The 26,124-nt window shown below is 66.9% G+C and carries 24 protein-coding genes; 10 read left to right on the plus strand and 14 right to left on the minus strand.

The genetic code is table 11. The annotated features are described in order from the left end of the window. Positions 1–20: 20 nt before the first annotated feature. The 9 genes from ACSFA7_RS04590 to ACSFA7_RS04630 all read right to left on the minus strand — a co-directional run bounded on the left by ACSFA7_RS04590 (position 21) and on the right by ACSFA7_RS04630 (position 9,101). Positions 21–635: a TetR-like C-terminal domain-containing protein gene (locus ACSFA7_RS04590; RefSeq protein ID WP_435498291.1), complete on the minus strand. Its 615-nt coding sequence runs from the start codon at positions 633–635 to the stop codon at positions 21–23. Between the two features lie 425 nt (positions 636–1,060). Beyond that, positions 1,061–1,417 carry a c-type cytochrome gene (locus ACSFA7_RS04595; protein WP_435498292.1) on the minus strand — a complete coding sequence of 119 codons (357 nt, stop codon included), beginning with the start codon at positions 1,415–1,417 and terminating at the stop codon, positions 1,061–1,063. Positions 1,418–1,427: 10 nt separating this feature from the next. Next, complete coding sequence (locus ACSFA7_RS04600) at positions 1,428–3,188, minus strand: GMC family oxidoreductase (RefSeq protein WP_435498293.1); 1,761 nt, start codon at positions 3,186–3,188, stop codon at positions 1,428–1,430. Positions 3,189–3,209: 21 nt separating this feature from the next. After that, positions 3,210–3,962, minus strand: coding sequence for a gluconate 2-dehydrogenase subunit 3 family protein (locus ACSFA7_RS04605; RefSeq protein WP_435498294.1), 753 nt, complete (start codon positions 3,960–3,962; stop codon positions 3,210–3,212). 43 nt (positions 3,963–4,005) lie between these two features. Continuing rightward, the gene (locus tag ACSFA7_RS04610; RefSeq protein ID WP_435498295.1) at positions 4,006–4,239 is read right to left on the minus strand and encodes a hypothetical protein; all 234 of its coding nucleotides are present in this window, start codon (positions 4,237–4,239) and stop codon (positions 4,006–4,008) included. Between the two features lie 443 nt (positions 4,240–4,682). After that, complete coding sequence (locus ACSFA7_RS04615; RefSeq protein WP_435498296.1) at positions 4,683–5,162, minus strand: carboxymuconolactone decarboxylase family protein; 480 nt, start codon at positions 5,160–5,162, stop codon at positions 4,683–4,685. Between the two features lie 125 nt (positions 5,163–5,287). Beyond that, positions 5,288–6,205 carry an MBL fold metallo-hydrolase gene (locus tag ACSFA7_RS04620; RefSeq protein WP_435498297.1) on the minus strand — a complete coding sequence of 306 codons (918 nt, stop codon included), beginning with the start codon at positions 6,203–6,205 and terminating at the stop codon, positions 5,288–5,290. A 635-nt stretch (positions 6,206–6,840) separates the two neighbouring features. Further along, positions 6,841–7,977 carry a sigma-54 interaction domain-containing protein gene (locus tag ACSFA7_RS04625; protein WP_435498298.1) on the minus strand — a complete coding sequence of 379 codons (1,137 nt, stop codon included), beginning with the start codon at positions 7,975–7,977 and terminating at the stop codon, positions 6,841–6,843. Next, the gene (locus tag ACSFA7_RS04630; protein ID WP_435498891.1) at positions 7,974–9,101 is read right to left on the minus strand and encodes an acyl-CoA dehydrogenase family protein; all 1,128 of its coding nucleotides are present in this window, start codon (positions 9,099–9,101) and stop codon (positions 7,974–7,976) included. The genes ACSFA7_RS04625 and ACSFA7_RS04630 overlap by 4 nt, the downstream gene beginning before the upstream one ends. 315 nt (positions 9,102–9,416) lie before the next feature. Between ACSFA7_RS04630 and ssuD the strand changes: the two genes are divergently transcribed. From ssuD to ACSFA7_RS04680, 10 genes are all read left to right on the plus strand, one after another. Then, a complete protein-coding gene (gene ssuD, locus ACSFA7_RS04635) occupies positions 9,417–10,580 on the plus strand; it encodes an FMNH2-dependent alkanesulfonate monooxygenase (protein ID WP_435498299.1) in 1,164 nt (387 codons plus the stop codon). After that, positions 10,577–11,767: an acyl-CoA dehydrogenase family protein gene (locus tag ACSFA7_RS04640; RefSeq protein WP_435498300.1), complete on the plus strand. Its 1,191-nt coding sequence runs from the start codon at positions 10,577–10,579 to the stop codon at positions 11,765–11,767. Before ssuD ends, ACSFA7_RS04640 begins: the two co-directional genes overlap by 4 nt. A 340-nt stretch (positions 11,768–12,107) precedes the next feature. Beyond that, complete coding sequence (gene msuE / locus ACSFA7_RS04645) at positions 12,108–12,701, plus strand: FMN reductase (RefSeq protein WP_435498301.1); 594 nt, start codon at positions 12,108–12,110, stop codon at positions 12,699–12,701. Between the two features lie 33 nt (positions 12,702–12,734). Further along, positions 12,735–13,871: a dimethylsulfone monooxygenase SfnG gene (gene sfnG / locus ACSFA7_RS04650; protein WP_435498302.1), complete on the plus strand. Its 1,137-nt coding sequence runs from the start codon at positions 12,735–12,737 to the stop codon at positions 13,869–13,871. Positions 13,872–13,930: 59 nt separating this feature from the next. Beyond that, entirely contained in the window at positions 13,931–14,770 is an 840-nt protein-coding gene (locus ACSFA7_RS04655; RefSeq protein WP_435498892.1) for an ABC transporter ATP-binding protein, read from the plus strand. Further along, on the plus strand, positions 14,770–15,666 hold the full coding sequence (locus ACSFA7_RS04660) for a branched-chain amino acid ABC transporter permease (protein WP_435498303.1): 897 nt from the start codon (positions 14,770–14,772) through the stop codon (positions 15,664–15,666). Before ACSFA7_RS04655 ends, ACSFA7_RS04660 begins: the two co-directional genes overlap by 1 nt. A 3-nt stretch (positions 15,667–15,669) precedes the next feature. After that, complete coding sequence (locus ACSFA7_RS04665; protein ID WP_435498304.1) at positions 15,670–16,686, plus strand: branched-chain amino acid ABC transporter permease; 1,017 nt, start codon at positions 15,670–15,672, stop codon at positions 16,684–16,686. Positions 16,687–16,733: 47 nt separating this feature from the next. Continuing rightward, a complete protein-coding gene (locus ACSFA7_RS04670) occupies positions 16,734–18,056 on the plus strand; it encodes an ABC transporter substrate-binding protein (RefSeq protein WP_435498305.1) in 1,323 nt (440 codons plus the stop codon). Between the two features lie 34 nt (positions 18,057–18,090). Beyond that, positions 18,091–19,350, plus strand: coding sequence for an SfnB family sulfur acquisition oxidoreductase (locus tag ACSFA7_RS04675; RefSeq protein ID WP_435498306.1), 1,260 nt, complete (start codon positions 18,091–18,093; stop codon positions 19,348–19,350). Between the two features lies 1 nt (position 19,351). Further along, positions 19,352–20,131, plus strand: a complete 780-nt coding sequence (locus ACSFA7_RS04680) for an ABC transporter ATP-binding protein (protein ID WP_435498307.1) — start codon at positions 19,352–19,354, stop codon at positions 20,129–20,131. Here ACSFA7_RS04680 and ACSFA7_RS04685 read toward each other — a convergent pair. The 5 genes from ACSFA7_RS04685 to ACSFA7_RS04705 all read right to left on the minus strand — a co-directional run bounded on the left by ACSFA7_RS04685 (position 20,077) and on the right by ACSFA7_RS04705 (position 26,075). Then, entirely contained in the window at positions 20,077–21,018 is a 942-nt protein-coding gene (locus tag ACSFA7_RS04685; RefSeq protein WP_435498308.1) for an SdiA-regulated domain-containing protein, read from the minus strand. The two genes, ACSFA7_RS04680 and ACSFA7_RS04685, sit on opposite strands and share 55 nt — an antisense overlap. Before the next feature lie 46 nt (positions 21,019–21,064). After that, on the minus strand, positions 21,065–22,450 hold the full coding sequence (locus ACSFA7_RS04690) for an amidase (protein WP_435498309.1): 1,386 nt from the start codon (positions 22,448–22,450) through the stop codon (positions 21,065–21,067). Between the two features lie 64 nt (positions 22,451–22,514). Next, positions 22,515–24,161 carry a dipeptide ABC transporter ATP-binding protein gene (locus tag ACSFA7_RS04695; RefSeq protein WP_435498310.1) on the minus strand — a complete coding sequence of 549 codons (1,647 nt, stop codon included), beginning with the start codon at positions 24,159–24,161 and terminating at the stop codon, positions 22,515–22,517. Between the two features lie 2 nt (positions 24,162–24,163). Further along, positions 24,164–25,099 (minus strand): ABC transporter permease, encoded by a 936-nt coding sequence (locus tag ACSFA7_RS04700; protein WP_435498311.1) that lies wholly within the window; start codon positions 25,097–25,099, stop codon positions 24,164–24,166. 34 nt (positions 25,100–25,133) lie between these two features. After that, entirely contained in the window at positions 25,134–26,075 is a 942-nt protein-coding gene (locus ACSFA7_RS04705; protein WP_307647349.1) for an ABC transporter permease, read from the minus strand. Positions 26,076–26,124: the final 49 nt, after the last annotated feature.

Genomic DNA, 26,124 nt, shown 5'->3' on the forward strand with positions numbered 1-26,124 from the left:
CCTGTGACCCGCTCGCGGACCTAGTGAGAGCGCGCGGTTGCGCCGGCCAATACCTGGTCGACGAGCGTTTCGACATACCGGTCGGTCACCTCGGCATAAGGGATCAACAGCCGGTAGTAAACGGCCCCGAAAAGCGTGTCGATGAAGATCTCCTCGTCGAGGTCTGCGCGCAATTCGTGATGCGCCTTGGCCTCCGCGATGACTTCCTTGGCTTGTGCGCGGCGCGGCGCGATCCACAGGTCGAGGAACACCTTCTGCAGGTCCGCATCGCTTTGCGCCGCGCCGAGCAGGTGGCGAAGCAGATCGCCGCGGGGGCCGCGCAGCGCATGCGCGAGTTCCCTCAACGCGGCGACGAAGGTCGCGCGCACGCTGGCTTTGCGGCGGTAGCGGATGAGCGGGGTGATGTCCTCCAGAAAGGCGTCCATCACGATCGCGGCCGCATTAGGCCATCGGCGGTAGATGGTCGTCTTTGCAACGCCGCTGTGCTCGGAGATGCGCCCGAGCGTGGCATGGCCGATACCGCCTTCGCAAGCAAGGGCGAGCGCTGCGGCGCGAACCGCCTCCGTGGCGTTTGCATTGCGCGGGCGGCCCAGGGTCGGCTCGGCGGGAAGGTTGGAATCCTGGCGTTTAGGCATGAGGAGAGTTGCACGGATCGTTTATTTACGAAACGATCCGGAGCGATTGTATTTCTAATACGAAACGCGTCGGAGCGTAATTTTGAGGACGATCGGCAATCTTGGATGGCGACGAACTCGCGGACGGGAAAGGCGGGCGCACGGTGCGCGCCACTTGACGCGGCAAATGCGCACAGACGCGGCTCCAGCACCTGCGCGAAAAGCGTTCGCTGGAGCGGCGTCAAAGGGGGAGTGGTTGAAGGCGATTGAACGCCTGTCCGGCTGGTGTTGCCGGAGGGCGGGCAACGCGGGGCGAAAGCGTCCCGCTGGCTAGGTTGCCACCGAAGCAGCCCGAGAGTAGGCCCGAGCGCGCAACCCGCCGATGGCTTGGTTCACGCGATAGGCGGTCAGACGCGCGAGCGCATCGGCCATCTGGCAGTTGCCTGCTACCGCAGCGTCTTCAGGTACTGGACGAGTTCCGCCACCTCGCCGGGATCGGGAACGCCGGCAAAAGGCATCCGGTTGCCCGGCACGGCTTGCTGCGGATCGCTCAGAAACGCCGCCAATGATTTGTCGTCCCAAGTGATCTGCGCGTTCTTCATGGCTCGGCTGTAGCCGAACCCTGGCGACGAGCCGGCCCTTCGGCCCACCACACCGGCGAGTGGCGGTCCGATGGCGGCCGCGCCTTGAGCCGTATGGCAAGCCGCGCAGGTCGTCCATGTCTTGGGCGTCTGCATGGCCGACTGACCATGCGCCAGGTTCACGAAAGCTGCAGCGCAGGCGGTGACAAGGAGTGTTCGCATTTCAGTCTCCTCAAAGCATGCGCGGTTGCTTTGCATAGCGCACCAGGTCGTCGCCCAGGCGCAGCGCCAGTGCCGCGAGAGGGCCGGTGGGGTTGTATCCCGCGTTGTGCGCATAGACCGAAGCGCCGACCACGAAGAGGTTCTGCGCATCCCAGTGCTGAAGCCGTGGCGACACCACGCTCGTTGCCGGATCGGCGCCCATGATCGTTCCGCCCGTGGTGTGCGTTGTCTGGTACTGGCGCGCATCGAAGTCGCCTCGCCGGGGTTGGGGCGCGCCGACCGTCGTGGCACCCATGGCGCGCGCAATGCCGGCGGCCTTGTTCGTGACGTACTCGCTCATCCGGTGGTCGTTCTCGTGAAAGTTGAAGGTCATGCGCAGCAATGGTGAGCCGTAGGCGTCGCGGTACGTCGGATCGAGGTCGAGGTAGTTCTGGCTGTGCGGGTAGTTGCTGCCGTGCACCGCGACGTTGAAGGCGTGCGCGTACCAGTCGGCATTGGCCTGTTTCCACGCCGATCCCCAGCGCGGCGTTCCGGCCGGATGGAGTCGGGCATTGATCGGGCGGCCATTCGTCACGTTCGAGTAGATGTAGCCGCCGCCGAAGAAGCCGAGCCCGGCGTGGTCGAAGTTGTCACCGTTGAACTCGTCCACCACCATCTGCGACGCGCCCGAGGCCATGAACGGATTGATGAAGCGGTCCTTGAAGAACACCGGCACCGACGACATCACCTGGTAGCAGAAGTTCTTGCCGACCACGCCTTTGCCCGTCTTCGGGTCGTAGGGGCGCCCGATGCCGCTCGTGAGCAGCAGCTTGGTGTTGGTCATGGTGAAGCCGGAGAGCACGACGACATCGGCCGGTTGTTCGTACGTTTGCGCGGTCTGCAGATCGATGAACTGCACGGCCGTCACGCGCTTGGCGTGCTTGTCGTAGACGAGGCCGGTCACCTGCGAGTGAAGTCGAATCTCGAAATTGCGCTGCTTCTGCAGCAAGGGGTAAAGCAACACCGCCGGACTGGCCTTGGCATTGGCCTCGCAGAGAAAGCGCTCGCAGTGGCCGCAATACTGGCACGGCGCAAGGCTTGCGCCATCGGGGTTGGTGTAGGCGCGCGGCGAGTTGGCTGCGGGCAGCGGGAACGGCTTATAGCCGAGGCTCTGCGCGGCAGCCTTGAAGATGCGGCCCGACTCGAGGATCTCGAGCGGCGGCTGCGGAAAGTCGCGCTGTCGGGGCGCCTCGAAGGGGTTGCCGCCGTCGATCAGCCGCCCGCCGACATTGCCCGCCTGCCCGGCGATGCCGAAGAGCTGCTCGAACAGGTCGTGATACGGCTCCATCTCGGCATAGCTGATGCCCCAGTCCTGCACCGTCATCTCGCGCGGGATCGCGGCCTTGCCGTAGCGGGATTCGAGGCGGGTGCGCAGAGTCGGGTCGTACTCGGCCCAACGCCAGGTCTGGCCGTTCCAGTGGTTCGCCGCGCCACCCATGCCTTCGCCGGGGAGGAAGGCCTCCATGCGGCGCACTGGCAGCGCGCTCTCGCTGGTGGCATGGCGCAGGGTGTAGGTCTCGTTGGCCCAGTTCTGCACCAGGCCGTTGCGTACGCCCCAGCGCAGCTCGTCGCGTTGGTTGGGCAGCGTGGCGGCAGCACTGCCGGCGAGATCGCCACCGCGCTCGAGCACCAGCACGTCGATGCCGGAGTTCATCATCTGCCGCGCCGCCAGGCCGGCGGTGAGTCCGCCGCCGACGAAGACCACGGCGCGCTTGGGAAGTTTGTGAGTCATGGGGATGGATTGGCGGGGCCTTCAGTTGAAGTCCTCGATCGATTGCGGCTCGGCCGCGCCGGGGAAGGGCAGGCCGCGGAACTGGACCACGTTGCGTCCGTGAAAGGCGGGCAGGCCGGGGAAGCCCACGGCGCGCCAGAAGGCCTTGTCGCGGTTGCCGCCGTACATCGGGTCGGCAAAGCAGGCCTGGACGAACAGCGGATAGAAAAAGTCGTTGAACCACGCACCGAGCGCATAGCGCGCGTCGTCCATGCGGCCGGCTGCGACCTCCTGCAGCAGGGCGTCGAGAGGGGCCGCTTCGAGCTGCTCGACGGCCTTGCCCGTGCGGTGTTGGGCCTCGCGACGCAGCACCGCGAGGCCGACCTTGAAGTGCTGCTCGGGTGTGAGGGGCGACTGGTAGCCGTGCTGTGGTTTGCCGGGGCGCCAGGGGCCTTGTCGATAGAGCTGATCGCCACGCCCCCAGCCGCCGGCCAGCTGACGATCGATGTACAGGTGCAAGCCGCAATCGACACCGTTCGGTGTCATTGCATCGGCCGGGCACATCACGTTGACGAGGGCCTCCACGCAGGCGGCTTCCTGCGGGCCCAGCGACAGGTAACCCGAAGGCCGGGCATCGTCGTTGGGGCGGGCTACGCTGCTCTGCTGCGCCGAAGCGAGCGGGCTGGCGAGGCCACCGAGCAGTGCGGGCGCCGCGAGCGCGGCGACGCTGGAAGCGCCGCCGATCTGGCGCAGGAAAAGACGCCGCGCAGGCGGCTCTCGGTCATTCAGGGACATGGAGGTCTTTCTTCGAGGGGCGGAGTTCGTGCAGACGCATCGATCAGAAGGGCTCGTATTGCGCGGCGCCCACCGTTTCTGTCGGCGTGATTGGCGTGCGGTCCAAAGGCTCCTGGGGCATCGGATATGGCAGATCGATCGAGAGAAACGGACTCGCGACCGAGGCCTCGGCCGTCGCTTGGGGCGGCGCGTCAGCGCTCGCCGGCTGGATCGCATAGATCGATATCGAGGTGGTGAGACTGGCCAGCAGCGCTGCGAAGAAGATTTTTTTCGTCATCAACTACTCCTGAAATTGGAGGAAGCCATCGAACGGAAAGCCGTTGAAGGCGCATGAACAGTCATTGCTCGCGACGAGAAAAAAGGCTTCGCGCGCCATGTATCTGTCGCACTCGAATCTAGGTTTCGAGAGCTCGATGCGGTAGGCCTGCCGAGCGAAACGCCGCATTGAGCCAACGGCATCAATGGCGGCGCAACACCGCTTCAGCTCGACCGACGGCGTGCTCTGGAAACGCACGGCTGCGCCACCCGCGACACGGCGAGAAAGAACTCGAAAAAGGAAAGGCGGGCGCTGGATCTGCGAGTGCAGCTATCGATGGCGAGGGAAGGCTGCGCTTCTCAAGTCGCCTTCGCAGCCCGGCGCGAAGAAGGCAGCGCCAATGCGCCAAACGACAAGTAGCCGTAGGAACCGCAAGAGGCGGTGCCTACGGCTGCTGCAAAGACTTAGGAGAGGTTTGCCTTGTCCAGGCCGAAGGCCTTGTCGGACGACCCGGGCACGGTCTGGAACGCGACGTTCACTCGGTTCCATGCATTGATGGTCATGACGCTGAAGGTCAGGTCCGAAAGTTCCTTTTCCGAAAGCTGCGTGCGCACACGCTCGTAGATGTCGTCGGGCACGCCTTGCTCGGGCAGCTTGGTCAGCACTTCGGTCCAGGCCAGTGCCGCACGCTCACGCGGGACGAAGAGCGTCGACTCACGCCATGCGGCCACGTGGTGTATGCGCAGTTCGCGCTCGCCATGGATCTTGGCTTCCTTGATGTGCATGTCGAGGCAGAACGCGCAGCCGTTGATCTGCGACGCACGGATCGTGACCAGGTCTCGAATCGTTTGCTCGATGGTGCCGTTGTCCACGAGCGTGCTGAACTCAATCAGCTTCTTGAAGAGTTCGGGCGATTGTTTGATGTAGTTGAGGCGATGGGTCATGTGTGGCTCCGACCTCAGTGCGGCTGAGGTACCCGTTCGCGAAGACTGCGAGAGAAAGAAAGACTGGCATCGACGATGCGGCGCGTGAGCAGACCGCGGGCCTGCTCGCGCGCCGCATGCTGCGTTCAGTAGTCCCAGATGATCGGAACCCAGCGAAAGATCTCGCCGTCGATCGCCACCCGGCCAATGGAGGGGAAGGGCAGGTGAGCGGCCACCAGCAACCCGCGGGTCTGCGCCAGTTCGCGGAAAAGGCCGATGCGAACTTGGGTCGCCTTCTCGGGGTCGTGCTCGAAACCGTTGTGCCAGTCGGGGTGGTCGAATGCGACCGGGAACATGGCGTCGCCGGCGAACATCAGGCGTTCGCCGCCCGACACCAGGTCGACCACGCTGTGCCCCGGGGTGTGGCCGCCGGTGAGACGGACCACCACACCCGGCGCCACCTCGCGTCGCTCCTCGAAGATCTGCAGCCGGTCACGGTACTCGTTGTAGAAGCTCTTGGCGGTCGAGCGGAGTACCTCCGGCACCGGCTTCGGCATCACTGTCTGGGAGAAGTCGGGCGAGATCCAGAAATCGACTTCGGCCTTGGCCACGTGGATGCGCACATCCGGACGCAGGCGTTCCTTGATCCCCGGAACGAGCAACCCGCCCACGTGGTCCATGTGCATGTGGGTGATGATCACGTCGGTCACGGATTCGAGCTCGATGCCGGCCGCGGCCAGGCGCTGGGGAAACTGTCCGGCGCGCGGGAAGCCCGGGAACTGGCCGCCCAGCCCCGCGTCGATGAGGATGGTCTGGTCGCCGCTGCGGGCGACCATCACGTTCAGCGGCCAGTCGTACTTGTCGGGCGGCATGAACATCTGGTCCAGCCAGCTTGCCAGGTCCGCCGGGTCGGCGTTGGTGGCCATCGTCGAGGTGGGCAGCGGCAGCACGCCATCGCTGACCACCAGCGCTTCGATATCGCCGATGCGCAGCGCGTAACGGGAGGGCACCGGATCTTTAGGTTTCTCGCTCGTGGGTTGCAAGGTGTCATCTGTGGGGGACATGGCGGAATCTCCAAAATGGCGGCCCGATTGCGCGGGCCTAACCTGCCAGGCGACTGGCAGCAAGTTGCCGTTCAACTCCCAGGGGTTGTCAGGCACGGATCACGGCAGAAGGCCGTATGCCATTCATCGTAGGTAGGCAGGGAGCGAGGCGGTAGGCTCGTGAACGGACGCACAGTGGTGCCTGATACGCACCAAATGCGTGGACGAGATCTGGTCCCCGGAAGTGACGAGAGTTGTGCCGCTAGGTGTGCAGAGTTGTTCGCGGATGGCGCCTGTTGAACGGTGCTCGATGCGCTGCGGTAGATGGACTTGCCGGTGTGATTTCGTACGGATCAAAGCGTGGGAACCGGGGCGGGCGTTACCCGTGCGTTTGCCGGAGAAAAGGCTCGTCAAGCAGGACGCTCGCGTTGTCGTGCTTGAGCTCGTTGATATCTGTTGGTCTCTACCAGGGTTGTCGGCGGCGCAGACTTGGCCGGTCCATCAGGACTTCCATCCCTTGGCAGGGTTCCGAGTGATGTGGCTGTCAGCGACTCCCGGTTGCCCAAGCCGAAGCCAAATGAGAGCAACTGCCGATAACTGGGTGTTTACGTGCGGCGCTGGCGGCCGCTATCGTCGTCGCACGGTCGAAAGCACATCTACTTCAACGCCGAAATCTCCCGACTCTTGATAAGCCTCGAACGCAGGATGTTCCGGCTGATCCCCAGCAGCCTCGCCGCCTGCACCTGGTTTCGGTGGCAGAACTCGAAGGCGGTGCGCATCACGGTGTCCTCGATCAGCTCGAACATCTGCTCGTGAGGCTCGTTGAACAGATCGCGCAGCACCGTCTCCAGCGCCTGCTGTGGCGTGGCGTGCGCAACAGGAGCCTCGCTCTCTGCCGGACGCCTCTGGATGTTCAGCGAGGACAGGTGCAGGTGCTCCGCGCCCAGCACGTCGTGCTGGCAGATCAGGAGCGCGTGGTGGATCACGTTCTCCAGCTCGCGGATGTTGCCGGGCCAGCCGTGCTCGGAGAGCTTCTGCTCGGCACCGGCATCGAGGCGCACCGCGCCGTAGCCCAGCCGCTGGCGGTATTCCTCGATGAAGTGCCGCGCCAGCGGAAGAATGTCGCCGGGGCGCTCGCGCAGCGTGGGCAGCGCGAGGTGCACCACATGCAGCCGGTAGAACAGGTCTTCGCGGAAGTGGCCGGCCGCCACCGCGTCCTGCAGCCGCACGTTGGTCGCGGCTACCACGCGCACGTCGATCGGCACGCTCTTGCGCGAACCCAGCCGCACCACCTCGCGCTCCTGCAGCACGCGCAGCAACTTGACCTGGATCGACAGCGGCAGGTCGCCGATTTCGTCCAGGAACAGCGTGCCGCCGTTGGCCGCCTCGAACCAGCCGGTCTTGGCCGAGAACGCGCCGGTGAAGGCGCCTTTCTCGTGGCCGAAGAGCTCGCTCTCGACCAGGCTCTCGGAGAAGGCACCGCAGTTCACCGCCACGAAGGGCTTGCCGCTGCGGCGGCTGAGGTCGTGCACATGCCGCGCGATCAATTCCTTGCCGGTGCCGGTCTCTCCGATGATGAGCACGTTGGCATCGCTCGGTGCCACCATGCGGATGCGTTCGAGCAGCGCGGCCGAGCGCGGGTCCTGGAACACCTGCGCGGTGGCGCGGATCGAGGTAGTGAGCTTGCGCGGGTTGGGAAAGGTCAGCAGCGTGGGCGCGTCCCAGTCCTCGTCGGCGGCGGAAGAGGCATCGACCGATGGCAGCACGTCGAAGGGGCGGGTGTAGGCGGTCATGAGTAGAAGGTCGGTACGGGGTATTGCTGCTTGAGGGCCCATTCGCCGAGCTCGCGCAGCTTGTAGGCCACGGGGTCGTGCAGGGTCTGGGTGCGCAGGTTGCGCCAATGGCGGTCCAGGCGCAGGCCGCCGTGGGTGGCGCGCGCGCCGGCCACGTCGAACATGCGCGTACAGATGTCCAGTCCCGTGTTCGTGGCCGCGACCTTGGCGGTGGCCACGGCCACCGCGACATCGCCGCGCTCGATCTCGGTGAGCGCAGGGCCGCGCCGCCAGGCTGCATCGAGCCGGTCGGCTGCGCGGTCGGCCAGCACCCGCACGCTCTCCAGGCCGACCCAGAAGTCGCCGTAGTGGCCCAGAACGTAAGGGTCTTCATGCATCTGCGCCACATGGGCCGCATGCCATGGGCGCGACTCGTGCAGCGTGTAGTGCCGCGCATCGTTGAAGGCGGCCTCGGCGATGCCCAGGTAGATATTGGCCAGCACGAGCTGCGACACCAGCGGCCGCAGGCAGGCAAAAGGGGTCGAGAGCGGGCCCGGATCGGCCAGCACCTCGTGCTGCTCCACGCGCACTTTCTCGAAGGTCACGCTGCCGCTGTCGGTCTGGCGCTGGCCGATGTTGTTCCAGTCGGGCGCGACGAAGATGCCCGATCGGCCCGTGGGCACCGCCGCGACGATGAAGGCGCCGCTGCCCGCCTCGCGCGCCGAGGCGATGAGCATCTCGGAGTCGAGTGCGCCCGAGCAGAAGCTCTTCTGTCCGGTGAACTCACGCCAGCCTTCGTGTGCGCTGGCCACCGTGCGGTCGTCCAGCGGATTGAGCGCGTTGCCCCAGAACCAGCGGCGGCGCGCGGTCTGCTCGAACCATGGCTGCCATTGCGCGGGCCGTGCGAACAGGCGCACCGTGGCCAGCATCAGGTGGTGGAAGCCGAACACGTGCGCGATCGAGCTGTCGGCCTGCGCGAGCAGGCGCACGACATCGAGCGTCTCGCGCCAGTCCGCGCCGCCGCCGCCGAACTCGTGCGGAATGCTCAGGGCCAGCAGGCCGCTTGCGCGCAGGGCATCGCGCTCGGCCTTCGGCGTGCCGCCGCGCTCGTCGCGCTCGACCGCGGTGGCCGCGAAGCGCTGCATGAGATCGCGTGCGATGTCGCGTGGGGATTCGGCAATCGGGATGGAAAGAACGGAACTCACACACAAGTCCTTGGTGATGGGCAGGCAGGCAGCACGGTTGCTGCGTCAGCAGCATGTTCGCGGCGAAGCAGCGGCCGACCAACGATGCGATCCGTATATCGATCCTTGCTTTGCTTCCATGGCAGCAGCGCGCTTCGATCGATGTGCCGCGTGCAGCAGATGTGGTGCTCGGCTGCTGCTCCAGCAGCAGAAATCACGCGCTTTTGCGGATTCCCGCAGGCAGGGCGATTGGCACGCTAACTGCTGAACCGTCGCATGCAACTTTTCTGGTTCCTCCCCACGCACGGCGACAGCCGCTACCTCGGCACCTCGCGCGGCGCGCGCACGGTGAGCCATCGATACCTGCGGCAAGTGGCGCAGGCGGCAGACGAACTGGGCTACGAAGGCGTGCTGATCCCGACGGGGCGCTCATGCGAAGACTCGTGGGTCGTCGCCTCGTCGCTCGCGGCGCAGACCGAGCGGCTCAAGTTCCTGGTCGCGATCCGCCCCGGCATCATTTCGCCGACGGTCTCGGCGCGTCAGGCCGCAACGCTCGACCGCTTTTCCGACGGCCGCCTGCTCATCAACGTGGTGACCGGCGGCGACCCCGACGAGCAGCACGGCGACGGCAGCTTCCTCACGCATGCCGAGCGCTATGAAGTCACCGACGAGTTCCTGCGCATCTGGCGCGGCGTGGCGGCGGGCGAGACGGTCAACTTCTCGGGCAAGCACCTGCGCGTGGAGAACGCGAAGACGCTCTATCCGCCGGTGCAGAAGCCGTACCCGCCGCTGTGGTTCGGCGGCTCGTCGGACGCGGCCATCGAACTTGCAGGCGAGCAGGTCGACGTGTACCTCACCTGGGGCGAACCGCCGGCGGACGTGGCCGACAAGATCGCGAAGGCGCGCGCCGCCGCAGCGAAACATGGCCGCACGCTGCGCTTCGGCATCCGTCTGCATGTGATCGTGCGCGAGACCAGCGAAGCCGCGTGGCGTGCCGCCGACGAGCTCATTTCCTACGTGACCGACGACACCATCGCCGCCGCGCAGAAAGCCTTCTCGCGCTTCGACTCGGTGGGGCAGCAGCGCATGGCAGCGTTGCACTGCGGGCGGCGCGACAAGCTCGAGGTGTCGCCCAACCTGTGGGCCGGCGTGGGCCTGGTGCGCGGCGGTGCGGGCACGGCGCTCGTGGGCAGCCCCGAGGAGGTGGCGGCGCGCATCAAGGAATACGCGGCGCTCGGCGTGGAGACCTTCATCTTTTCGGGCTACCCGCATCTCGAAGAGGCGTACCGCGTGGCCGAACTCCTGTTCCCGCTGCTGCCGCTCGACCATGTGCGGCCGGCGGGGCAAGCGAACATCACCGGGCCTTTTGGCGAAGTCATTGCCCACGACATCGTGCCGCCGTCGCCGAATGCCACGGTGCGCGAGAAGGCCGTCGCATGAAGCATTTCTCCGCGGAGGCTGGCGATGAAGTCGTGCCCTGGCATGCCACGGTGCAGCGCATCACGCAGGCATTGGCAGAGACCGCCGTCGAACGCGACCAGCGCGGCGGCACGCCCAAGGCCGAGCGCGATCTGCTGCGGGGCAGCGGCCTGCTCATGCTCAGCGTGCCGACCGAGTTCGGTGGCCTCGGCGCGAGCTGGCAGCAGACGCTCGATGTGGTGCGCGGCTTTGCGCGCGTCGACAGCTCGGTGGCGCACCTGTTCGCCTTTCATCACCTGCTGCTCGCGACCACGCAGCTCTTCGCGCAGCGCGCGCAGTGGCAACCGTGGATCGAGCAGACCCGCGCGCAGCGCTGGTTCTGGGGCAATGCGCTGAATCCGCTGGACAAGTCCACGCGCGCGGAAGCGGTCGATGGCGGCTACGTGTTCTCCGGCCGCAAGAGCTTCTGCTCCGGCGCGAGCGACTCCGACATGCTGCTCGCCTCCGCCCTCGATGCGAACGACCGGCTGCTGATCGGTGTCGTGCCCACCCAGCGCACGGGCATCGCGGTGCAGGGCGACTGGGACAACATGGGCCAGCGCCAGACCGACAGCGGCAGCGTGCTGTTCGACAACGTGCGGGTGGAAGCAGGCGAACTGCTGCTCGACCCCGGTCCGCTCTCGACGCCGTTCGCCTGCCTGCGTCCGCTGCTGGCGCAACTGATCCTCGCGAACATCTACCTTGGGCTGGGCGAGGGCGCGCTCGAAGAGGCGAAGTCCTTCACGCTGCAGCAAGGCCGCCCCTGGCTGTTCTCGACGGCCTCGTCCGCGAACGAAGACCCCTATGTGCTCACGCACTACGGCGACTTCTGGCTCGCGCTGCAGGGCGCCCGCATGCTGCTCGACCAGGCGGCCGCGGCCTTCGACCAGGCCTGGCTGCGCGGCACTTCGCTCGACGAGCAGGAGCGTGGGCAGGTGGCCGTCGCCGTCGCCGCAGCCAAGGTCGCGAGCACGCGCGCGAGCCTCGAGGTGGCGCACCGCATGTTCGAAGTGACGGGCGCACGCGCCACCACCGCGGCGCTGCGGCTGGACCGCTACTGGCGCAACCTGCGCGTGCACACGCTGCACGATCCGGTCGACTACAAGGTGCGCGAACTCGGCGACTGGGCGCTCAATGCGCGCGTGCCGCAACCCAGTTTCTATTCCTGAACTTCCGCGTCCGGTGCAACGGGCCTGCGACCTCGTGTTGCAGGCCCGTTGTGCTTTCAGGCGGGCACCTCGCGCTGCTGCAGGGGAAGCAGTTTTCGCATCGGGTTGCTGCCTGGGGTTCATTCGGTGGCCGCATACCGATCTGCTCCGAACAACTATGGCGGCAGAGCTGCTGGTCCATCAGCAACCCACCCGCAGCCTGCTGCCGATTCAGCATGCGAGCAGGCAGCCATTTCGTTCTAACTCGTTGATTCATAAGGAAAAAGATGGTGGCACGCCATTCGCTTATATCCAGTGCGCCGCGAACGGGTCGCAGCTTCCAAACAAAGGTCATATCAACATGAGTCGAAAACTGAAAGTCGTTGCCGTCTCCGGCAGCCTGCAACGTCCCTCGCGCACGCTGGTGCTGGTCGATCAACTGCTGGCCGCGCTCGGCGAAGAGGTCGCCATCGATGCGCGCGTGATCTCGCTCGGCGAGATCGGCCCGCAGTTCGCCGGTGTGCTCTACCGCAACCAGTTGCCCGCGGCCGTCGAGGAGAGCATTGCGGCCATCGAGTCCGCCGACCTGCTGATCGTGGCGAGCCCGGTGTACCGCGGCTCGTACACGGGGCTCTTCAAGCACCTGTTCGACTTCGTTCACCACGAAGCGCTGACCGACAAACCGGTGCTGCTCGCCGCAACCGGTGGCAGCGACCGCCACGCGCTGGTCATCGATCACCAGCTGCGCCCGCTCTTCAGCTTCTTTCAGGCGCGCACGCTGCCCATCGGCGTCTACGCAGTCGAGAAGGACTTCGAGGGCTACGAGATCGCGAACCCCGCGCTGCGCGAACGCATCGCGCTGGCCGTGGCGCGCGCCGTGCCGCAATTGCGCGATGCCTCGCCCGCCGCTGCACCCGTCATCCGCAAGCCCGCGCCCGTGGCGCTGGCCGCCTGAAGCCCATTCGACCTTTACAGAGAGAGCCTTGCCATGAGCCAAACGCCTTCCACCACCGCCCCCGTCAAGTTCGCCTACTGGGTGCCCAACGTCAGCGGCGGTCTTGTGGTCAGCACGATCGAGCAGCGCACCGACTGGAGCCTGGAATACAACCAACGCCTCGCGCTCGCGGCCGAGAAGGCCGGCTTCGAATATGCGCTGAGCCAGATCCGCTTCACCGCGGGCTATGGCGCGGAGTACCAGCACGAGTCGGTGTCCTTCAGCCAGGCGCTGCTGCATGCGACCACCAAGCTCAAGGTGCTGGCCGCGATCCTGCCCGGCCCGTGGAACCCGGCCGTGGTGGCCAAGCAGATCGCCACCATCGACCACATCTCCAACGGCCGCATCGCCATCAACGTGGTGAGCGGCTGGTTCAAGGGCGAGTTCCAGGCCATCGGCGAGCCGTGGCTGGAGCATGACGAGCGCTACCGCCGCTCCAACGAATTCATTCGCGCGCTCAAGGGCATCTGGACGCAGGACAACTTCACCTTCAAGGGCGACTTCTACCGCTTCAGCGACTACACGCTGAGCCCGAAGCCGGTGCAGAAGCCGCACCCCGAGATCTTCCAGGGCGGCAGCTCGCGTGCCGCGCGCGACAACGCGGCCAGCGTGTCGGACTGGTACTTCACCAACGGCAACACGCCCGAGGGCCTGAAGGCGCAGATCGACGATATCCAGGCCAAGGCCGCGCAGAACGGGCACACGGTGCGCATCGGCGTGAACGCCTTCGTCATCGCCCGCGACACCGAGGAAGAAGCCAAGGCCGTGCTGGCCGACATCATCAAGCACGCGCATGTCGAGGCGGTGCATGCTTTCGGCGATGCGGCCAAGCAGGCCGGCAAGTCCTCGCCCGAGGGCGAGGGCAACTGGGCCAAGTCCACCTTCGAAGACCTCGTGCAATACAACGACGGCTTCCGCACCAACCTCATCGGCACGCCGCAGCAGATCGCCGAACGCATCGTGGCGCTCAAGGCCATCGGCGTCGACCTGATCCTCACGGGCTTCCTGCACTTCATCGAAGAGGTGGAGTACTTCGGCGAGAAGGTGCTGCCGCTGGTGCGCAAGCTCGAAGCCGAGCAGGGCGCGAATGCCGGCAAGCACAGCAAGCCGGCGCTGGAAGCCGTGGCGTGAGCCTCGCGATGCCCGATCTTTTCTTCGAGGCGGGGCCAGTCTCGCTCGGTGTCGATCCGATGGCCTTCATGCCGGCGGGACGCACGGCACCGGCCGGAGAAGACACGAGCACGTCGGCCGTGCTGCGGCTGGAGGGCATCGACCTGTCCTTCGGCGGCGTCACCGCGCTGTCGGGCGTGGACCTGTCGATCGCCAAGGGAGAGATCCGCGCCGTCATCGGCCCGAACGGCGCAGGCAAGAGTTCGCTGGTCAATGTGATCAGCGGCCTGTACCGGCCCGACCGTGGGCGTGTGTGGATCGGCGGGTGCAGCTTCGGCCATGTGCCGACGGCGCGGCTGGCCCGGCTGGGCATCGCGCGCACCTTCCAGAATCTGGCGCTCTTCAAGGGCCTGAGCGTTCGCGACAACATCGTGCTGGGCCGCGTCGATGCGGCGCGCTCCACCTTCATCGAACAACTCATTGGCCTGGGCCGCGCACGCCGTGAACGCGAAGGTGCGCGCGCGCGGGCCGACGCGATCATCGGTTTTCTCGGGCTGGGCGCCGTGAGCGAGCGGCTGGCCGGCACGCTGGCCTATGGGCTGCAGAAGCGCGTCGAGCTGGCGCGCGCGCTGGTCGCGGCGCCGCAACTGCTGCTGCTCGACGAGCCGATGGCCGGCATGACCGTCACCGAAAAAAGCGAGCTGGTGCATTTCGTGCGCGCCGCGCGCGACGAATTCGGCACCACCATCCTGCTGATCGAGCACGACATCGGCGTGGTGCTGGGCCTGTCGGACCGCGTGGCCGTGCTCGACCACGGCATCAAGATCGCCGACGGCACGCCGGCCGAGGTGCGCAGCGATCCGGTGGTGATCGACGCCTATCTGGGCGTGGCCCACGGCGACGAAGCGGAGCAGGGCTGATGGACGCCTCCGATCTCAGCTTCTTCGCCGAAGTGCTCATCGGCGGCCTGCTCTCGGGCGTGATGTATTCGCTCGTGGCCATCGGCTTCGTGCTGATCTACAAGACATCGGGCGTGCTCAACTTCGCACAGGGCGCCCAGTTGCTGTTCGCCGCGCTCACCTTCGTGAGCCTGGTCGAGCGCGGCGTGCCTTTTGCACTGGCACTCGTGCTGACCTTCGCGCTCATGGTGCTGCTGGGCCTGGCCATCGAGCGTACCGTGCTGCGGCCGCTGGTGAACCAGCCGCCGATCACGCTGTTCATGGCGACGCTGGGCCTCTCGTATGTGATCGAGGGCGTGGCCCAGCTCGTGTGGGGCACGCAGGTGCACGCGCTGGAGCTGGGCATCGCGGACGAGCCGCTGCAGTTCCTCGGCATCATGGTCTCGACCTTCGACCTGTTCGCCGCCGCGACGGCCGGCGTGATGGTCGCGCTGCTCTCGGCGTTCTTCCGCTACACCCGCGTGGGTCTGGCGTTCCGCGCGGTCGCGGACGACACCTATGCGGCGATTGCGGTGGGCCTGCGCCTGCCGCGCATCTGGGCCACGGTGTGGGCCGCGGCCGGCGTCATCGCGCTGGTGGCCGGGTTGCTGTGGGGCGCGCGGTTGGGCGTGCAGTTCTCGCTCTCGCTGGTGGTGCTGAAGGCGTTGCCGGTGCTGGTACTAGGCGGCTTCGATTCGATCCTGGGTGCGATCGTCGGCGGGCTGGTGATCGGTGCGCTCGAGAAACTGGCCGAGGTCTACATCGGGCCTTTCGTGGGCGGGGGCATCGAGAGCTGGTTCGCCTATGTGGCGGCGCTGGCCTTCCTGCTCATCCGGCCGAGTGGATTGTTCGGGCAGAAGCTCGTCGAAAGGGCTTGAGCGATGAGTGCCGCCGCATTGCCCCGGACCTTGCCTGCGTGGACCTTGCCGCTTGCCGTGCTGGTCATTGCCTTCGGCGTCGTGCCGTTCGCCGCCTCCGGCTATGTGTTCGATGCGCTGCTGATCCCGTTCCTTGCGCTGTCATTGGCGGCAGTGGGGCTCAATCTTCTGACCGGCTACGCGGGCCAGCTGTCGCTGGGCACCGCAGCCTTCATGGCGGTCGGCGCCTTCGCCGCCTACAACTTCAACCTGCGCGTGGAAGGGCTTCCGCTGCTCGTGAGCATCGGCCTCGCCGGGCTGGCCGCCACGGCCGTCGGTCTGGTGTTCGGCTTGCCCAGCCTGCGGCTGCGCGGCTTCTACCTCGCGGTCTCGACGCTGGCGGCGCAGTTCTTCGTGCAATGGGCGCTCACCAAGTTCAGCTGGTTCAGCAACGACAACGCCTCGGGCGTGATCGATGCGCCCGCGCTCGAAGTGGCCGGCATCGTGTTCGACACGCCGGTGGGCCGCTACATCTTCTCGCTGGTGGTGGTAACGGTGCTCACGCTGCTCGCGTGGCGTCTCGTGCGCACGCAGACCGGCCACCACTTCATTGCCGTGCGCGACAACGAACTGGCGGCGCGCGTCATCGGCGTGCCGGTGCTGCGCACCAAGCTGCTGGCGTTCGCTGTGTCGTCGTTCATCGTGGGCGTGGCGGGGGTGCTGTGGGGCTTCGTGTACCTGCGCACCGTGGAGCCCGCGGGCTTCAATCTCGACCGCTCGTTCCAGATCCTCTTCATCGTGATCATCGGCGGGCTCGCGACGATCCGCGGGGCCTTCTTCGGCGCGGCGCTGATCGTGGTGTTTCCGCTGCTGCTCTCGCGCGTGGGCAGTTTTCTCTTCGGTGGCTGGTTCGATTCGGGCGTGCTCGACATGAGCCAGCGCATCGTGCTGGGCGCACTGATCATCTTTTTTCTTGCCGTGGAGCCGCAGGGGCTGGTCGCCCTGTGGGACCGCGCGCGCAAGCGGCTCGCACCGGCCTGAGCGCACACCTTTTCTTTTTCCTTCGCATCCCCAGAACCTTCAACACCATGTCCTTCCTCAAGCACCTGAAAACCGCGGCCCTGGCCGCCACCCTGTCCGTGGCCGGCCTGCAGTTCGCGCACGCCGATGGCAACGAGCAGTTCTTCCCGCTGCAGAGCTACCGCGTCGGCCCCTATGCGGCCGGCGGCACGGGCTTCTTCGGCGGCTTCATCGATTACCTGAACCTGGTCAACACGCGCGACGGCGGCGTGGGCGGTGTCAAGCTGACCTGGGAGGAGGGCGAGACGCAGTACGAGGTGGAGCGCGGCGTCGAGGTGTACGAGCGCCTGAAGCAACGCCCCGGCATCGCCACCTGGAACCCGCTGTCGGTCGGCATCGCCTACGCCCTCATCGACCGCGTGACGGCCGACAAGGTGCCGCTGCTCACCATCAACCACGGGCGCACCGATACCACCGACGGCCGCGTGTTCAAGTACATCTTTCCGCTGCTGCTCAATCCGTACAGCGAAACCTCGGGCATCGTGAACTACATCGCGGGCAAGGAGGGCGGCACCGACAAGCTCAAGGGCAAGAAGATCGTGGTGCTGTACCACGGCTCGCCTTACGGCAAGGAGACCATCCCGGTCTACGAGCTGCTCGCCAAGAAGTACGGCTTCACGCTGCAGCAGATCGAGGTGCCGCACCCGGGCAACGAGCAGCAGTCGCAGTGGCTCACCATCCGCCGCGTGAAGCCCGACTACGTGGTGCTGCGCGGCTGGGGCGTGATGAACCCGGTGGCGCTCAAGACGGCGCAGAAGACCGGCTTTCCGGTCGATCACATCGTGGGCAACGTCTGGTCCAACTCCGAGGAAGACGTGATTCCCGCGGGCGATGCGGCCAAGGGCTACGTGGCCATCACCACGGTGGCGGCCGGCGCGCAATACCCGGTGCTGCAGGACATCACCAAGGTCGTCTACGGCGCGGGCAAGGGCAACCTCCAGGACACCAAGCGTATCGGCAGCGTCTATCACAACCTGGGCGTGCTCAACGGCATCCTGAACGTGGAGGCCATCCGCATCGCGCAGGCCAAGTTCGGCAAACGCACGCTCACCGGCGACGAGATCCGCTGGGGCCTGGAGAACCTCAAGATCGACGAGGCGCGCGCCGCCGCGCTCGGTGCCAAGGGGCTCTTCCACTCGATCAACGTGACCTGGGACAACCACGAAGGCGACGGCCGCGTGGCCTTCCAGCAGTGGGACGGCAGCAAGTGGAACGTGGTGTCCGACTGGATCGCGCCCGACTGGAAGCTGCTGCGCCCGATCATCGAGAAGTCTTCGCTGGCCTATGCGAAGGAGAAGAACGTCAAGGTGCGCAAGAGCATCGACGACTGATCCGCACGTTCACACGCATCTGAAAGACCACGCCATGTCCGCTGTTCTCCAACCCACCGCATCTGCACCGGCAGCCGCCAACGATCCCGTCCCCGGCCTGCCGCTGTCCGACACGCCCGCGCATGTGATCCGCGACGACGCCGAGGCCATTGCCGTGGCGCATGCGCTGGCCGCCAAGCTGATCGTCGGCGCCTCCGAGCGCGATCGTCTGCGTCGCTGGCCGGTCGAAGAGATCGACGCCTATTCGCAGAGCGGCCTCTGGGCCATCAACGTGCCCAGGGCCTTCGGCGGCGCGGACGTGTCGTATGCCACGCTGGCGGAGGTGATCGCGATCATCTCGGCGGCCGACCCCTCGCTCGGGCAGATCACGCAAAACCACTTGGGCTTCGTCGCTGCGGTGCGCACGGTGTCCGACGCGGTGCAGCAGAAACTCTTCTTTGCCGACTTCCTGCGCGGCGTGCGCTGGGGCAATGCGTTCTCGGAGTCGGGTTCGAAACGCGCGGCCGATTTCGAGACACGCTTCACCGACGCGGGCGATCATGTGGTGGTGACCGGCAAGAAGTTCTATTCGACCGGTGCGCTGCTCGCGCACTACGTGCCCATCGTGGCCAACGACGAAGCGGGCAACACCTGGTATGTGGTGGCCGACCGCAACGCGCCGGGCCTCACGGTGATCGACGACTGGTCGGCCTTCGGCCAGCGCACCACGCTCAGCGGCACGGTGATCATCGACCATGTGAAGGTGCCCAGGACGCACCTGATCCCGGCCTACAAGGGCTACGACACGCCTTCGGCCGATGGCGCGATCTTCCAGATCATCCAGGCGGCGGTCGACGTGGGCATTGCGCGCGGCACCATCGCGGAGACGGTCGATTTCATCCGCACCAAGACGCGCCCGTGGATCGACAGCCAGCGCGACCACGCATGGGAAGACCCGTATTCGATCCAGGCCGTGGGCGACCTGCAGATCAGGCTGCATGCGAGCGAAGCGCTGCTGGAGCGCGCGGGCCGCGCCATCGACCGCGCTGTCGCCGCACCCGGTGCCGACAGCGTGGCCGCCGCGCAGATCGCGACGGCCGAGGCCAAGGTGCTTTCCACCGAGATCGCCATCCTGGCGACCAACAAGCTGTTCGAGCTGGCGGGCACGCGCTCCACGCTGGGCCAGTACAACCTGGACCGCCACTGGCGCAACGCGCGCACGCACACGCTGCACGACCCGGTGCGCTGGAAGTACGCCATCGTGGGTAACTACTTCCTCAACGGCGTGAGGCCGCCGTTCCACGCGTGGAGCTGAGGTGACGGCACCCCTGTTGCGCATCGAGGCAGTCGAGGCGGCCTACCAGCGCTCGATCGCGGCACTGCACGGCGTGAGCCTGGAGGTGCGCGCCGGCGAGACCCATGCGCTGCTCGGCGCCAACGGCGCGGGCAAGTCGACCACGCTCAAGGCGGTGTCGAACCTGCTGCCGGCCGAGCGCGGACAGGTCACGGCCGGTCGCATCGTGTTCGACGGGCACGACACGGGGCGCACCAGCCCGGCCGATCTCGTGCGGCTCGGCCTGGTGCAGGTGCTGGAGGGGCGCCACTGCTTTCGCACGCTGACGGTGGAGGAGAACCTGCTGACCGGCGGGCTCGGCCGCAGCGCGCGGCGTTCGGAAACCGCCGAAGACCTTGCAAGGGTCTATGCGATCTTTCCGAAGCTCAAGGACAGGCGAAAGACCCCGGCCGGCCTCTGCTCCGGCGGCGAGCAGCAGATGACGGCCATCGGCCGCGCGCTGATGTCGCGGCCCCGGTTGCTGGTGCTCGACGAACCTTCGATGGGGCTCGCGCCGCTGGTGGTGCGCGACATCTTCGAGCAGCTGCGGCGGCTCAACCGCGAGCAAGGCCTCTCGATCCTGGTTGCCGAGCAGAACTCCACCGTGGCGCTGCAGTACGCCGACCGGGCGACCGTGCTCGATGCCGGCGCTGCAGTCTTGAGCGGCGATGCGGCGGCGCTGCGCCAGCGCGCCGACATCCAGTCTTTCTATTTCGGCGAAGGTGTTGCCGCCGCCGACGCGGACGCCCGCTCGAAGCGGTAGAACAGATTGGGTTCGGACAGCAGATAGAGCCTGCCGTCGGGCCCCACGGCGACCCCCTCGGGCTGCGGCACCTTGCGCTGCAGGCCAGAGAACCCGCGCCACAGCGGCAGCATGCTGACCGGACGCCCGTCCGGCGCATATTCCACGATCAGCGCCGACTCGTCGCTCAGCAGCAGCAGGTGCCCGGTCTCGTCATGCAGCGTGACCGAGGAAAGGTCGCTCATGACCAGCGAGGACGCGCGCGAGGATTTCCATTCGCTGATGTCGATGTTGAAACCGGTGGAGGGCATGGCCGGGTCCAGCCCGGTGATCACCAGCACGCGCATCGGCAGCTTCTCGCGCACCACGTACAGGCGCTTGTGCACACCGTCCCACGAAATGCCCTCGAAGCTGCTGTTGTGCAGCTTGTCGATGCCGATGCCCAGGCTCGGCCGGCCGGCCACCGACACCCGCTGCGTATCGTGGCCGATCTGCACCCAGTACATGCGATGGCTGTCCTCGTCCGAGATCACATAGCTGTCGCCCTGCACGTAGGTGATGCCCTCGGGATCCTTCACCCCGTCGAGCGCGATGACGCGCAGCAGCCGGCCCTCGGTGGTGAGCTCCGCGATCTGCGGCGGGCGGTTGATGACGGTGAAGAGGGTGCCGGTTTCCGTGTTGAAGGTCAGGCCCGAGGCATTGCGGGTGAGGCCCTGGATCGGCACGCCTTCGACAACCACCTTGTAGTCCGGCAGCCACAGCGAGGTGCCCGCCCACTGCGATGCGCCGAGTGTCGTGCTCAGCCAGTAGTAGCCGAGGGCCAGGACCTTGAAATACCAGACGAACAGCGCGCCGAGGCTCAGGACGACGGCGTAGAGGAGGGACTTGCGGAAGCTCGGACGGGGCATGCGACCGAGTCTAGGGGCTACCGCCGAAGGGCGATGCCTCGGCGCATCACACAGGCTCTGGCCACGGCGCCTGTGCCCCGCGCACGGACTCGTAGAACGCAGCCATCTGCAGCACACCCAGGTCGTCGAACCGGCGCCCGGCGATCTGCAGGCCGATGGGCAGGCCGCTCGCGGCGTAGCCGCAATTGATCGATGCAGCGGGCTGCTCCGACTGGTTGAACACCGAGGTGAAGTGGGAGTCCTTCAGGGGATTCTCCGGACCGCTGTTGATGGCCTCCGCCGCGAAGGGCAGCACCGGCGACACGGGCGACAGCACGTAGTCGTACGGCTGCGTGGCGGCCACGGTTGCCGCGCGCAAAGCCTGCATGCGCGTGAAGGCACGGAAGGTTTCCTCGGGCGAGAGCGAGCCCGCGAACTCGCCCGCCGCATGGATGTAGTCCGCGGCCAGCCTGGCGCGTTCCAGCGGCATGGCGGCCAGGTCGACGCGGCAGCGCATGGTGAAGAAATGCGCCATGCCCATGCGCATTTCCAGCGCGGTCCAGTCGGCGAGCGGCTCCACGATGGCGCCGGCCTGCTCGAAGACGCGCGCCGCGGCCAGCACGGCTTCTTTCACCTCGGGGTCGATCGGCCAGCCGCCCGTGGTGTCGGTCCACAGGCCGATGCGCAGGCCCCGCACGTCGCGGCCCAGGTGCTCCCACGCGATGTCTTGCGCCGGCAGGCTCATGTAGTCGCGTGGATCGGGGCGCGAGACTACCTTCATCAGCAGTGCGGCGTCGGCGACGGTGCGCGTCATGGGGCCGATCACGCGTGCGGCCGCTGGCGGGTCGACCGGAATGCGTCCGTGGCTGGGCTTGAGTCCGAACACGCCGCAGAAGTTGGCGGGAATGCGCACCGAGCCGCCGATGTCGGTGCCCAGGTGCAAGGGGCCGTAGCCTGCAGCTGCGGCAGCGCCCGCACCGGAGCTGGAGCCGCCAGTGTTCTTGCTCAGGTCCCAGGGGTTGCGCGTGAGTGCATGAAAGCTCGACGGGGCAGCACCCAAAAAACCGAAGTCCGGCATCGTCGTCTTGGTGACGATGACCGCGCCCGCTTCGCGCAGGCGCGCGGCTGCAGGCGCATCCGCCGCGGCGGGCGACAGCACCGTGGCGGCGCTGCCGATCGGCGACGGCGTGCCGCGCGTGGCGATGTTTTCCTTGAGCGTGACCGGCACGCCGTCGAGCTCGCCCTGCGGCGCGCCCTGGGCCCATCGCGCTTCGGAGGCCTTCGCCGAGGCCAGGGCGGCTTCTGCATCCAGCCCGTAGGTGGCGTGGATGCTCGGCTCCCAGCGTTCGATGCGCGCCAGCACGGCCTTCGTCACGTCGACGGGAGAGAGGGTGCGGGCGCGATAGCGTTCGAGCAGTTGAACGGCGCTGAGGGCGTACAGGGGTGTGTCCATGATGTTGTGTCTTTCTGCAGGTCGAGGATGCTGTTGATCGGAGCCAGTGGTCGATGCGCGCGCATCAACCCTGGCCGAATGCGTAGCCCTGACCAGGGGCCGCGGCCAACAGGGAGCGGGTGTAGGCCTCGCGCGGCGACAGCAGCACGTCGCGCGCGGTGCCTTGTTCGACGATGCGGCCCTTGTGCATGACGATCAGCCGGTCGCAGATCTGGCTGGCCACGCGCAGGTCGTGCGTGATGAAGAGGATGCCGATGGACAGGCGCTGCTGGATTTCCGCGAGCAGCTTGAGGATCTGGTCCTGCACCGACACGTCGAGGGCGGAGACGGCCTCGTCGGCAATCAGCACCTGGGGCTCGCAGGCCAGCGCGCGCGCGATGCACAGGCGCTGCCGCTGGCCGCCGGAGAACTCGCTCGGATAGCGATGCAGCACCTCGGGCTTCAGCCGCACCAGGTCCATCAGCTCCTCGGCGCGCTGCCACGCCTTCTCGGGCGAAAGGCCGAAATTCACCGGGCCTTCGATGATCGATTGGCCGACCGTGCGGCGCGGATTCAGCGAGCGGTTAGGGTCCTGGAACACCACCTGCACCATGCGCCGGAACGCCGAGAGCCGTGCCCGCGGCGCGTGCTGCGCTTCGAGGTGGGGCACCCAGACCTCGCCGCCGGTCGGCTCGATCAGCCGCGCGATGCAGCGCGCCACGGTGGACTTGCCCGAGCCCGACTCGCCCACGATGCCCACGGTTTCGCCGGCGTGGAGCTTGAGCGACACGTCGGTTGCCGCATGCACCGTGCGGCGCTTGCCGGGCCACGAACCGGAGCGGTAGGTCTTGGTCACGCCGCGCGCGTCGAGCAGAGGTGGTGCATCCGCGATGGGAGGGCGCGAGGCGGGCGCGAGGTGTGGCACGGCATCGAGCAGCATGCGCGTGTAGGGCTCCTTCGGCCGGCGCAGCACGTCGTCCTTCGGTCCGCTTTCGACCTGGCGGCCCAGTTGCAGCACCACGACATGGTCCGCAATGTCCGCGACCACGCCGAAGTCGTGCGTGATGAACAGCACCGCCGTGCCGTTCTCCTGCTGCATCTCGCGGATGAGCGAAAGGATCTCGGCCTGCGTGGTCACGTCGAGCGCGGTGGTGGGCTCGTCGCAGATCAGCAGCGCGGGGCGCAGGATCAGCGCAATGGCAATCACGATGCGCTGCCGCTGCCCGCCCGAGAGCTGATGCGGGTAAGCGTCGTAGATGCGTTCGGGCTCCGGCAGCTTGACGCGCGCGAAGATGGCCAGCACCTTCTGCCTGCGCTCCGCGGCGCCGAGCCCGGTGTGTTCCGCCAGCATTTCATCGACCTGCGCGCCGCAGCGCATCACCGGGTTCAGCGCCGTCATGGGCTCCTGGAACACCATCGCCATGCGCGCACCGCGCCAGGCACGCAGATGCGCCGCGTCGGCCGTGAGGATGTCCTCGCCCAGAACATCGATGTGTCCGCCCGAGGGCCTGAGCGAATCGGGAAGCAGCCCCATCACGGCCTGCGCGATCACCGATTTGCCCGAGCCCGATTCGCCCAGCAGGCACACGACCTGGCCGGGCATGACGTCGAAGGAAACACTGTGAACGGCATGCGGCCGGTCTGCGCCTTCGGGCAGGTCGATGCACAGGTCGCGCACGACAAGGCAGGGCGATCCGGCGGCGGGCTGCGTGGTGGAAAGCGTGCGTGCCATGGTCAGCTCCCGCGCTTGTTGAACTTGGGGTCGAGCGCGTCGCGCAGGCCATCGCCCAGCATGTTCACTGCCAGCACCGTGACCGCGAGGAAGGCGCCGGGCAGCAGGACGGTGGAAGGATGCGACGTGAAATACGCGCGGCCCTCGGACATGATGTTTCCCCAGGTCGGCACGTCGGAAGGCAGGCCGATGCCAAGGAATGACATGACCGCTTCCACCAGCATGGCGGCCGCGCAGACGAAGGTGCCCTGGACGATCAGCGGCGCCACCGTGTTGGGAAGGATGTGGCGCAGCATCAGCTTCCAGGCGGGCGTGTCCAGCGCAATGGCCGCTTCGACATACGGCTCTTCGCGAACCGACAGCACGACCGAACGCACCAGCCGCGCCACGCGCGGTGTTTCGGGAACGACGATGGCAAGGATCACCGTCCACAGGCTGGGCCGCCAGACCGCCACGAGCACGATGGCGAAGAGGATGCCCGGGATGGCCATGATCCCGTCCATCACCCGCATGATCGTGCCGTCGAGGCGGCGAAAGTAACCCGCGACCATGCCCACCAGCACCCCGAGCGCGATCGAGCCCAGCGCGACCGCCACGCCCACCGACAGCGAAATGCGCGCGCCGTAGGCCGTGCGGCTCCAGATGTCGCGGCCCATGCTGTCCGTGCCCATCGGGAAGAAGCGCGCGAAGCTGTCGCCGGCCAGCGTCGTGAATTCGGCATGCGCGCCCGGCGACAGGTGCGAGTTGGCCGGGTCCATCGCGTTGGGGTCGATGGTGTAGAGCCACGGGGCCGCGACCGCCAGCACCACCATGAGGCACAGGAGCATGCTGCCCGTGCGCACGGCGCCGTTCGCGAAGACGCGGCGCAGGAGGGACGGTGGGCGATGGCGACGCGGCGCGGTTGCCGCCGTGTCCGCCGGCAGGGGAATCGAAGTCATGAAAAGGTCTCCGAAAGAAAGATGACCGCTCGCGTCAGTAGCGGATGCGCGGATCGAGCAGCAGGTAGCTCAGGTCCACCAGCAGGTTCACGACCACGTAGACGAGCGAGAAGAACAGGGTGATGCCCTGGATGAGCGGGTAGTCGCGCGAGAGCACGGCATCGACCGTCAACTGGCCCAGGCCCGGTATGGCGTAGATGGTTTCGGTCACCACCACGCCGCCGATGAGGCCGGCCACGCTCAAGCCGATGATGGTGGCGATCGGCACGGCCGCATTGGCGAGCGCATGGCGGATCAGCATGCGCCGCTCGGAGATGCCCTTGGCGCGCGCGGTGCGCACATAGTCTTCGGTCAGCGCTTCGGAAACCGCCGCCCGCGTGACCCGCGCGATCAGCGCCGCATACATCACGGCCAGCGTGACGCAGGGCAGCACCAGGTTGCGCAGCCACGGGCCGACGCCTTCGCCGATGCGGTTGTAGCCCTGCGACGGCAGCCAGCCCAGCTGCATCGAGAACAGCCAGATCATCAGGTAGCCCGCGACGAACACCGGCACCGAAAAGCCGAGGACCGACGCGCTCATGATGAAGCGGTCGAGCCGGCCGCCGCGCCGCGAAGCCGCCAGCACGCCCAGCGGCACGGCGATGAGCACGGTGAGCACGACGGTCACGGCAGCCACCGAAAGCGTGGGCTCCAGCCGTTGGCCGATCAACTCGGTCACGCTCATCTTGTAGAAGTAGGAATAGCCCAGGTCGCCGCGCAGCACGTGGCCTAGCCATCCGAAGAACTGGCTGACGACCGGTGCGTCCAGACCGAGCTGCGCGCGAATGCGCTCGATGTCCTGCACGGTGGCCCCGTCGCCCGCGATGGCCGCTGCAGGATCGCCGGGCGTCATGCGCAGCAAGAGGAAGACGATGACGGCCACGATCAGGAGCACGGGCGCCGTGGCCAGGCCGCGCCGCAACAGGAAGTTGAGCATGTGAGAAGGTCTCGTTCGAGCGATGGATCGGCTGGCGCGGGCAAAGGAA

The sequence above is a fragment of the Variovorax trehalosi genome (assembly GCF_051216415.1).
GTDB lineage: Bacteria > Pseudomonadota > Gammaproteobacteria > Burkholderiales > Burkholderiaceae_C > Variovorax.